This is a genomic window from Moorena sp. SIO4G3, from assembly GCF_010692305.1.
In the GTDB taxonomy this organism is placed as follows: domain Bacteria; phylum Cyanobacteriota; class Cyanobacteriia; order Cyanobacteriales; family Coleofasciculaceae; genus Moorena; species Moorena producens_A.
Genome location: NZ_JAAHIG010000324.1, coordinates 1 through 10,100, shown reverse-complemented (window position 1 = coordinate 10,100; position 10,100 = coordinate 1). Strand labels below are relative to the sequence as shown.

6 protein-coding genes are annotated in these 10,100 nt (G+C 45.3%); 3 read left to right on the top strand and 3 right to left on the bottom strand.

Features of this window, described 5'->3' with window-relative positions:
* Together F6J99_RS35000 and F6J99_RS34995 are read left to right on the top strand one after the other, a co-directional pair.
* A partial coding sequence (locus F6J99_RS35000; RefSeq protein WP_293120067.1) for an Ig-like domain-containing protein occupies positions 1–2,456 on the top strand: 2,456 nt, incomplete at its 5' end.
* Between the two features lie 611 nt (positions 2,457–3,067).
* On the top strand, positions 3,068–4,786 hold the full coding sequence (locus F6J99_RS34995) for an ABC-F family ATP-binding cassette domain-containing protein (RefSeq protein WP_293120065.1): 1,719 nt from the start codon (positions 3,068–3,070) through the stop codon (positions 4,784–4,786).
* A gap of 128 nt (positions 4,787–4,914) precedes the next feature.
* Here F6J99_RS34995 and F6J99_RS34990 read toward each other — a convergent pair whose 3' ends face one another.
* Both F6J99_RS34990 and F6J99_RS34985 read right to left on the bottom strand, forming a co-directional pair.
* Entirely contained in the window at positions 4,915–5,862 is a 948-nt protein-coding gene (locus F6J99_RS34990; RefSeq protein ID WP_293120063.1) for a circadian clock KaiB family protein, read from the bottom strand.
* A 182-nt stretch (positions 5,863–6,044) separates the two neighbouring features.
* Positions 6,045–7,370 carry a type IV pilus twitching motility protein PilT gene (locus F6J99_RS34985; RefSeq protein ID WP_293073641.1) on the bottom strand — a complete coding sequence of 442 codons (1,326 nt, stop codon included), beginning with the start codon at positions 7,368–7,370 and terminating at the stop codon, positions 6,045–6,047.
* Positions 7,371–9,160: 1,790 nt separating this feature from the next.
* Between F6J99_RS34985 and F6J99_RS34980 the strand changes: the two genes are divergently transcribed.
* Complete coding sequence (locus F6J99_RS34980) at positions 9,161–9,535, top strand: hypothetical protein (protein ID WP_070396775.1); 375 nt, start codon at positions 9,161–9,163, stop codon at positions 9,533–9,535.
* A gap of 336 nt (positions 9,536–9,871) precedes the next feature.
* Here F6J99_RS34980 and F6J99_RS34975 read toward each other — a convergent pair whose 3' ends face one another.
* On the bottom strand, positions 9,872–10,060 hold the full coding sequence (locus F6J99_RS34975) for a hypothetical protein (protein WP_293120061.1): 189 nt from the start codon (positions 10,058–10,060) through the stop codon (positions 9,872–9,874).
* Positions 10,061–10,100: the final 40 nt, after the last annotated feature.

Sequence of the window (10,100 nt, the reverse complement as noted above, 5' to 3'; positions counted from 1 at the left end):
CCACTGCCAATGTTGGTAATCAGGAGTCAAAAGATTCTGACGTTATTGATCCCAGCACTGGTATGACAGATGTGATTACCTTAGAGGCTGGGGAAATTAACCATGAAGTTGATGCTGGCTTGGTAGACCTAACTCCTTCTGGATCAGTCCCGATTCTACAAGATGGCACTTACCAACTTTCCAATCACCCAGATGGTAATGGTATTCATTATAAGGATGGCAGTCCTTATGGTCTAGTTATGACTGGCTTGTTGCGTGATGACTTGCAAAGCGGTGAAGGTGACTTCAGCCTGTTTAACTTCGAACATCCTGATGCCAATATGCGGATGAGTGTGAATGGAAACAAAATCCGGATCTTTGGTACGGCTTTTGCTAACTTAGATGCAAAAGACAACTTCGACAAATCTGACGACTACGATGATACCGATGGTTTGTGGCAAATTGACTTTACTTACCATCAGGATCACGTTAACCAAATCAGTGATGATGATGATTTATTTGTCGATAAGAACTTCGCTGGACAAAATACAGGTACTATCAAGCAACTGTATGGTAAGCAGCTTAAATTTGATCTGAGTGACTACGCTGGCCAGAAGGATTTCAGTTTCCAGCTTGGGAATGAAACCAATGATCAGGGTCATCGCAACTTTGATGGGATTTCTGGCTGGGGTTGGTTGAAGCACTCCAATGCTGAAGAATACATCCCTGATTCTGATTGGTTGTTTACAGTTAACCCGGACAAGCTGATTAACGAAGCACCTGAATTCAGCAATCTGCCTCAGAATGGTATTATCCCTATTATCGAGGATGACATCAACGTAATTGATATCAATGCCACTGATGATTACGATGCTGAAGCCCAAGGGCTACAATACTCGATTGTCGGTGGTCCGGATCAAGACTTATTCAACATTGATCAAGATACAGGGGAGCTCTCTTTCAAAGATGCTCCCAACTTTGATAATCCCCTTGATCACGATGGTGACAACAAGTACAATCTCAAAGTACAAGTAACTGACTTGGATGGGGCATTTACCGATAAAGATCTCTCGGTGATGGTGAATCCGTTGCCTACCCCGAATTCTCCTCCTGATGCGGTGAATGACAGCGACAGCACCTTTGTTAACACCCCTGTCACTATCAATGCCTTAGCCAATGACTCTGACCCCGATGGGGATGCTATTTCGGTTATTTCCTTGAATGGTCAGTCTATCAGTACTGGTGAAACCATCAATACTAACAATGGTTCGGTCACCTTGCTGAATAATGGAGAACTCAGCTTTACTCCCAATGCTGGCTTTGTGGGTAACGAGAGCTTCACCTACGAGATCAGCGATGGTAACGGTGGTACTGATACTGCTACAGTAACTGTGGATATTCAACCGAACCCTGTACCTAACACTGGCACCATTGTTGGTTCAAGCCAAATCACTGAAGGCAGTAACGCTCATTATCAAGTCAAGCTAGATGGTGTGGTTGATGAAGACACTTATGTGACGATTAAAATCAACAACGGGACAGCGAACCTAGCCGACGGCTTCAGGTTAGATCGGGTTGACTACCTAAGCAATCCAGTTACCTCCAATGTCCAACTTGGCGAAGAAGGTCAATTGTACACAGCAATTGATACCGACCGTTCTCAAGCCGGAGATGCCTGGAATGTTGGTTACACTGGTTTCTCTGGAAGCCTTTATGAGTTACCGGTAGGCGTGGACAGTCTGACCGATGACTTCCAAGTATCTGGAGCCGAGGGCAATCACCTTGTGGTCAAGATTGATGCTGGCAGCGATACCTCTAATTCCTTCACCATTGATGCTCTCAAGGAAATCCAGTTTGGTAAGTCTTTTTCTGGGATCACAGCCACTGAAAGTACAGAGGACTTCAGCCTCACCATTGATAAGATCGGCGACAATGATGTGAACACTGGTCACAAGACAATTGAGATCATAGACAACTACGCTGTCTACTCACCTATTGCCTTTGACCTAAATGGTGACGGGATTCAAACCCTAAGTATTGAGAAAGGGGTTGAGTTCGACATGGTTAACTCCGGCGGCAAGGTTAACACTGGTTGGCTTTCTGGAGAAGATGGCTTCCTGGCCATTGACAATGATGGCGACGGTGAAATCAGCTCCCGTGCGGAACTATTCGGTGGCGGTGTCGGTGACGGCTTTGCCAAACTTGCTTCCTTCGACTCTAATGGCGACGGCTTAGTCAATCAAGATGATGCTCTGTTTGGGGAACTGAAGGTCTGGCAAGACAGCAACGAAAACGGTATCACTGACCAAGGTGAGCTACTTTCCCTTGAGTCTAAGGGCATCACTGACCTAAATACAGCTTACACCAATGTCTTCAGCACTGATGCTATGGGCAATATTCATGGTGAGCATAGTACTGCTGTGTTGAACGGTAACACTATCAACATGGTGGATGTTTACTTCCAGGTTGAGGTTTAAGGCCGGGCGCGGGTAGGTTGGGAAGTCCGGGAAGTAACGGTTGTTGTCTTCTTATCGACTACAGTCATCATGAATTTTTGTTACGATGAGCAAAAACATCCTGGATCGTAAACTCTATCACTAGACTTCTTGCATCAATCTGGTTTTTGCCCCCTAGGGCGTGTTTTCAAAGTTTTCCGCAAGATTATGATCCCCCCCAACCCCCCTTATTAAGGGGGGAGCCATACTCAAAGTCCCCCTTGTTTAAGGGGGATAATGGGGGATCTCCGAGGCAAGAAGACACGCCCTAGCCCCCCAATTTTTCAGGGAATGGGAGTGGAAGTCCCCCAAATTAAATTCTGCCCAACGGTGCGCGCACCGCAATGTTAGGGGTCACGGGTGTAGAGCATGATCACGACAGGGGATAATCGGGGCTTGGCACCATTGATGCAAGAGGTCTACTGTAGGTGGCGGTTTCCAGGGATAATCTGCTGTAGATGGGAAAACTGAGAAGGACTAATGGTCAAAGGAACAGGGGAATCCCTGTCAGCCAAACTTCTCTAGTCAACCCGACAGCAACTTGGGATCAGGACTAAAAGTCCCCAGCTAAAATTTTCCTTGGAGACATCTTAATGCTGCGACTCGAACACATTAGTAAAGTATACCCCACTGGCGAAGTTCTAAAGGATGTCAACTGGGAAGTTAAACCAGGCGATCGCATTGGCTTAGTTGGCGTCAACGGTGCCGGGAAATCTACCCAACTAAAAATTATTGCTGGAGAGATGGAACCCACCAGTGGTGTTGTTATCCGTCCTGCCAGTCTTCATATCGCTTACCTCACCCAAGAATTTGAAGTAGACCCAACCCGCACGGTTTCAGCAGAATTCTGGACGGTATTTAAGGAAGCTAACCAGGTAAACGAGGAAATCCTACAAGTGCAAAACGCCATGGAAATGGCTGATGAAGCAGAATTGGAAGGACTGATTAGAAAGCTAGATAGGTTGCAGCGCCAATTTGAAGCCCTTGATGGTTATGGCTTACAAGCAAAAATTGACAAGATCTTGCCGGAGATGGGATTTGAGCCACAGGATAGCGATCGCTTAGTGAGTGCTTTCAGTGGTGGCTGGCAAATGCGCATGAGTTTAGGCAAAATCCTGCTCCAGAAGCCAGACGTCCTACTAATGGACGAGCCGACTAACCATCTTGACTTGGAAACCATCGAATGGTTGGAAAAGTATCTCAAGGGTCTGAAGACCCCAATGGTAATAGTATCTCACGACCGGGAGTTTCTTGACCGCCTCTGCACCCAAATTGTGGAAACCGAACGGGGTGTCTCGACTACCTACCTAGGCAATTACTCAGCTTATCTCCAGCAGAAAGCCGAGATGCAGGCAGCTCAACTGAGTAGCTACGAGCGTCAACAAAAGGAAATAGAAAAGCAGCAAGCCTTTATTGAGCGTTTCCGTGCTAGTGCAACCCGGTCTACCCAAGCCAAAAGCCGAGAGAAACAATTAGAAAAAACTGAACGGATAGAAGCCCCCACTGCTAATCTCAAAACCCTGAAATTCCAATTCCCTCCTGCCCCGCGTAGTGGTGTTGAGGTAGTCAAAATCAAGGATTTAGTCCATGACTATGATGACAAGATTTTATTTCTGGGAGCAGACTTGTTGATTGAACGGGGCGATCGCATAGCCTTCATCGGTCCCAATGGTTCCGGTAAATCCACCTTACTCCGGATGATCATGGGAATGGAACAGTCCACAGAAGGAATAGTAACACTGGGCAAACACAATGTCATTCCTGGTTACTTTGAGCAGAATCAAGCAGAAGCCCTAGAATTAAGCAAAACGGTCATGGAAACCATCCATGATGAAGTCCCAGACTGGAAAAATCAGGAAGTGCGTACCCTATTGGGACGGTTTCTGTTTACTGGGGACACGGTATATAAAAAGGTTGAGTCCCTTAGTGGAGGGGAAAAAGCCCGCCTGGCCTTAGCCAAAATGCTCCTTGCTCCCGCTAATTTACTAATTCTGGATGAGCCGACTAATCACCTGGATATCCCAGCCAAAGAAATGTTGGAGGAAGCACTCGGTACCTATGATGGTACAGTAATTATTGTTTCCCACGACCGCTATTTTATCTCGAAAGTGGCCAACAAAATAGTAGAAATCCGGGATGGCGAATTCTGTACCTATCTAGGAGATTACCACTACTATCTCGAAAAGATTGCCCAGGAAAAAGAAGAAGCTCGGTTAAAAGCGATCGCTGCGGCCAAAGCGGCTAAAAAAGCGGCAAATGCTAGCAAAAAGACTAAAAAGACCAAGAATAAAGCTGCTGCTAAACAAAAGTAACAACAAAAGGACATATAGCAGTTCTCAATACCAAATTGATAACTGCTATATTACCTATTACCTATTACCTATTACCTATTACCTCTTACCTATTACCTATTACCTCTTACCTCTTACCTATTAAAAGCTTATTGCTGAAGTGCTGAGGAGTCAACTATATTGCTGGTTAATCTCTGCAATACCTGATCAATATCATTCAAATCACCGATAATCCGCCGGACAGGCTCGGGCCATACTCTGAGTAGTGTTGGTGTAGCCGAGATCTGATCAGTTTCTGCCAGTTCTGGGTGCTTGAAAACATCAATAATTTTTAGGGTATAGGGATGACCTAAATGATTCTCTAACAACTGGTATAGACTCTTGAGAGTATACTCAGTCTCTGAACTATGTCCGGAAACGAACAAACGCAGGACATAGCTATGGGTAGGTTGTGCCTGGGAGTGAGACACATCAGGCAGGGAAATCCTGGATAAAGAATCAGGTTTGGTGACATCGGTAGCAGTCAGTGAGTCTGTACTATCAGTGGCAGACTTAGATAAACCCGGCAGCTTTTCCATAGCTCTCAAATGCTCTTGAGATGGCCATCTCCCAGAGTTTTGCTTAGTAACCCTTTCTGGCAAAACCTCTTCTGTATCAGAGTAGGATAATGGCTCTGGGCGGTCAATGCGCAGGATCAAGTCATGGTTTTGCCAGAGTTGGGGAAACTGATTGCGATAAGTTTCTAGCACCGCCGGGTCACAGGACTCTTCCTCCCAAGGGGCTACTTGCCAAATCAGGTTGTCAGTGCCAAATACTGCATTTAACAATGCCTGATGATGTTGCACCAACCAATGAATTTCTGCTGACATACGCAACTGATTGGTTTGAGGGTCAATCCACCGATCAATGGTGGCAGTATATCCAGGGACTAAAAAATGAGGTGGCTCTGGTAACCCCAGTATTTCCTGTAAACTCGCACACAGATGCAGGTGCCAGTGACTCTGCTTATTAAAGTCAATGCTATACACTAGATCTTCCCCTGGTGTAAATATAGCAATACCTTTAAACAGTTGGGGAGAGGGGGTTTCATCCAGCATATGCTAGTACTATGTCGTCAATTGAGTTTGATACTTAAGGTTTTACTTTTTAGATGATAAGTGTTATTTTTGAGTTTATAAGTGTTAGGTTTTAGGGTTAGGTTTTAGGTCTTAGGGGTTAGGTTTTAGGAGTTAAGTCTTGAGCCCTAATTCCTAATCCCTAATACAAGGGTGACTAATCCCTAGATCCGACCGCGCAACATCATTGCGATCTCGTTGGGAGTGGGTGACTTTTCTAAGGCAGTTTCCTCAGTAATACGCCCCTCTTGGTAAAGAGCGAACAAGGATTTATTTACGGTAACCATACCGTCAAATTCACTGGCCGCCATCAGTTGTTCAATTTCTTCGTATTTGCCCTTGAGGATGTAATCCTTAATAGATTCAGTATTAATCAGGATGTCATGAAACGCAGCACGCTTGCCATCGGTAGTACGGCACAACCCTTGGGAAATGACTCCTACTAGGGCTTCTGATATGGCCACCCGCATGGGAGCCTGTTCTTCTGGATTGTAGAGATTGAGAATCCGCTCAATGGTTTTCACTGCACTGTTGGTATGCAAAGTACCCATGACCAAGTGACCAGTTTGAGCAGCCTTGAGAGCTGTATTGACTGTTTCTCGATCTCGCATTTCCCCAATCAGAATCACATCAGGGTCTTCCCGCAAAGCGGCTTTCAATGCCCGGTCAAATTTACGGGTATGCATTCCTACTTCCCGCTGTTTAACCAGAGATTTGCGACTTTGGTGGATAAATTCAATCGGGTCTTCAATGGTAATTATATGCCGCGCCATATCTTTGTTCATATAGTCGATCATGGCGGCCATGCTGGTAGATTTTCCCGAACCTGTGGGACCAGTGACCAAAATGAGACCTTTATGGTAGTGACAGACATCTTTCAGGATTCCTGGTAACCGCAACTCCTCAAGGGTCAATATCTTTAGGGGAATAATCCGCAAGACCATTGCAGGACCAAGAAGGCTATCGAAGACATTAATCCTGACCCGACTAAACTCGTACTGAGTTGCCCCATCAAATTCCAACTCTTCTCTAAAGCGCCGGATTTCCTCATCACTCATTACTTCCTTGAGCCAACAGTTAAATGTTGCGTGATCTGTGAGTGGATATTGGGTTGGCTCCATTTCACCGCGACTCCGGAAACGGGGAGTTTCACCAACACCTAGATGAATATCAGACACTCCTTTCTCAAAGGCCTCACGGACAATGCTTTCTAAGCTTGACTGTCCAGGGGGCAGACCGATGCTATGGGGTTTCTTCTGGTGCTGATTGGCGGATGGTTTTGCTTGGACGTTAGTGGCTGAATTCTGACCTGTTGTGGGCACAGGGCGAGGGCGTGAGGCTACTGCGGCACCGGCTTGACTGCTTCTTGGAGCCATGGCTCTTGGTTGTGCAGGTCTCGATTGATTGCCTTGAGCAGATGCTGCTCTAGACGCTATATTCAAAGGCGGTGGTGCTGGTGCAATGCGGGGTGAGGGCTGTTGATCTGTCATCTTTCAACTACCAACTACAGTTGGGCTACGAGAATTTATTTTACAAACTCTTACTTAAAGTTTTCCCAACAGTTAGGGTTGATTATAACTTATAACAGTTCTACCGTAGGTAAGGGATTTTCGTCTTGGGTTAATGGCAGTAGGGAGTCGGGAGCGGTGCGACCCGTGGCTAATTTAATTCGACGAAGAAGAGCGCACCGAGGGAGTCGGGAGTCGGGGTAAGAAATTTGAGTGTACCTGATAAGTATAAGAAACCCTATACACCAATTTCATTTCTTCGAGCTATAAATGGTGATGAGGTGATGTGTTAATAGCACTATTTTTTTAAATTGGTCAGCTGTCACCATCTAATTGTTTGTTATTGTTTGTGATTGTTTATTTTTGAGTAAGCAGCAAAAACTCTAAAACCTTCTCCCCTGCTCAAAACTAGATTTAATATCAGCGTGAGGGCGGGGCGCAATCCGTGAGGGCGCAAGCAAAGCGCCCCTAATATTCAAAGCACCCCTAAGATGAGGGTTGACCAAGGGACGGGGGGTAACTCCTAATCACAAATACCTAATATGAGTAATTAAGCGTAATTATCAGTAATTATGCTTAATATGAGAAAACTCCTCAATTTGGATAATATATATTAAGCAAATTATAACAAATGTTAAGCAAATCAGAGTCAACCCCTCACCCATCCTGATCCGATTCGGTGACCCTAGCTCCTTTTCTTGTTCTTGGGACTCTATAACTTATCTCTATAACTGATTCGGTCTATTTGACACTCCCCGCTTTAAAAAGACGGGGATTCTTAGATCTACGACCGGCCTTAAACCTTTCGCCGTAGGCGACGCTTCGCGAACGTATCCTTGCGGCAATACCTAAACCGAAATCCCGTCAAAACCAAGATCCTAGTTCAGTTTACGTGCATACCCAGCGGGCTAGTCTCCTTAAGCGTTCAGTTACTTTTTGAGAAGTGCCTTATGAAGTCCGTTGCTTCCCTGTTTCACCTGGTTTCGGCGTGCCGGAGACGAAACCGTAAGAAGAGTGGAGCCTTAATAAAAAAGTTTTAACCCTTTTATGCATAGCCTGTAACCCTTAAAGGCTCCACTCTTCTTACGGTAACTTCTAACCCCGCCGTACCGTTTTTTTGTCAAAATGTGATCTTGCTGGGTTCACACACCAATTGTTAGTTGATGATTGGGTGTTTAAGGAGGATTTTCCCTACCCTCCGGGCATTTCTTCTTTAACGCCCTTGCAGTGGCGGGTCTCTCTCCCGGTTGCGCCAAGGCCAAAGGCCACGCTACGCGAACGGATTTGCAGCCTGTACCCATATCTAACTAATACCCTAGCGCGAAGGTATTGTCAACCTTTTTTTGCAAAATTGTGTCTAGGCGACTAAACTCGCGGCGAGCCAAAACCCCGCGTTTTTAAACCGGGGTTTTGGCTTGTGGGAATTTCCATAACTCTAACTATTAACTATAACGCTATAACTGATTGGGCTTATTTCGGTCTATGTATCAGCGATGAAAAATTGGTTCATCTGTCTAATGGTAGATTATCGGTCTCTCTTTAAGATAACCAATAATTTCCGGCTTTTAACGATTGTAACAATTTTGATACATAGGTCGGACGAGTTGACTGTAAACTTTTTTGACAAAAGGTTCATCTTCATCAAAATTTTACCTATACTGAAATTCACCTAGAAAATTTCAAATCAAAGAATTTACTCAAGGACAGACCCTGTCAAGTAAGGGCAGACACTGTCAATTCATTTTTTTTTAATGATTACTGGAGAAAACACCATGGCATTAACCACAAGTCAAAGCTTTACACAAACTGATTCATTAGCAGTGGTCAAAAGCTTTTTAATTTGGGCATTTACCTTGGCAGTTTGCTTACTGGTTGTCGGTTTTCCGTTGATTGTATTAATGGTTACCGCTGGCTCTCTGTTAGCGATCGCTCTACAATCGATTCTGCCGGTTAGTGCTGTATTACTAGTAGCAGGGAGTTTGATTGGAGTAAATGTTTTAGCAGTGATATTAGGTGCAGGAGTCTTAACCTTTAAGGGGGTTCATCCTAAGGAAGTTAGTTGGTTAAATTGGCTACATGGCGAGCCTGATCTGATCCAGACTCCGGTTTATGCGGCTTGCCCCCTAACCTGTAACATTATCCGATAGTTAGATAGACGGTGTCTAAGCTGACCCAAGTCTGGGAATGTTAACAATTGATGACCTTCTAGGATATCAAAAAAGGGTACAAGGTGTGGGAGTGTTTTCTCTTTTCCCTCTAAAGGTCATCAAGGGTCGGCTCAGCCCTCGTTCATAGATAGGGCTTCCAACCATTCCACGATTTTTTGTAATAAAGCCAAGCTTTGGTAAGTTGATTGGTTTTTCAGCAATTTTCCCGGTCTTGACCGGGTTTTTTGATGAGAACATTCAAGAGTATCCTAGGAAGGGTGAACGGTTTTGGTTGAAGCTTCCAGGTTGCAGGTTTAAGGTTTCAGGTTTAAGGTTTCAGGTTGCAGGTTTCAGGTTGCAGGTTGCAGGTTGTAGGTTGCAGATTGTAGGTTGCAGGTTGCAGGTTGGTTGAAGGTTAACGGTTGCTTCCCTAGCAATTAGCCATCTCCCCATCTCCCCATCTCCCCATCTCCCCATCTCCCCATCTCCCCATCTCCCCATCTCCCCATCTCCCCATCTCCCCATCTCCCCATCTCCCCATCTCCCCACTCCCAAACACCATGGC

Coding starts and splice junctions, on each gene's coding strand:
- F6J99_RS34975 (WP_293120061.1), bottom strand. CDS start 10,060: ATGGGGAGATGGGGAGATGGGGAGATGGGGAGATGGGGAGATGGGGAG.
- F6J99_RS34980 (WP_070396775.1), top strand. CDS start 9,161: ATGGCATTAACCACAAGTCAAAGCTTTACACAAACTGATTCATTAGCA.
- F6J99_RS34990 (WP_293120063.1), bottom strand. CDS start 5,862: ATGCTGGATGAAACCCCCTCTCCCCAACTGTTTAAAGGTATTGCTATA.
- F6J99_RS34985 (WP_293073641.1), bottom strand. CDS start 7,370: ATGACAGATCAACAGCCCTCACCCCGCATTGCACCAGCACCACCGCCT.
- F6J99_RS34995 (WP_293120065.1), top strand. CDS start 3,068: ATGCTGCGACTCGAACACATTAGTAAAGTATACCCCACTGGCGAAGTT.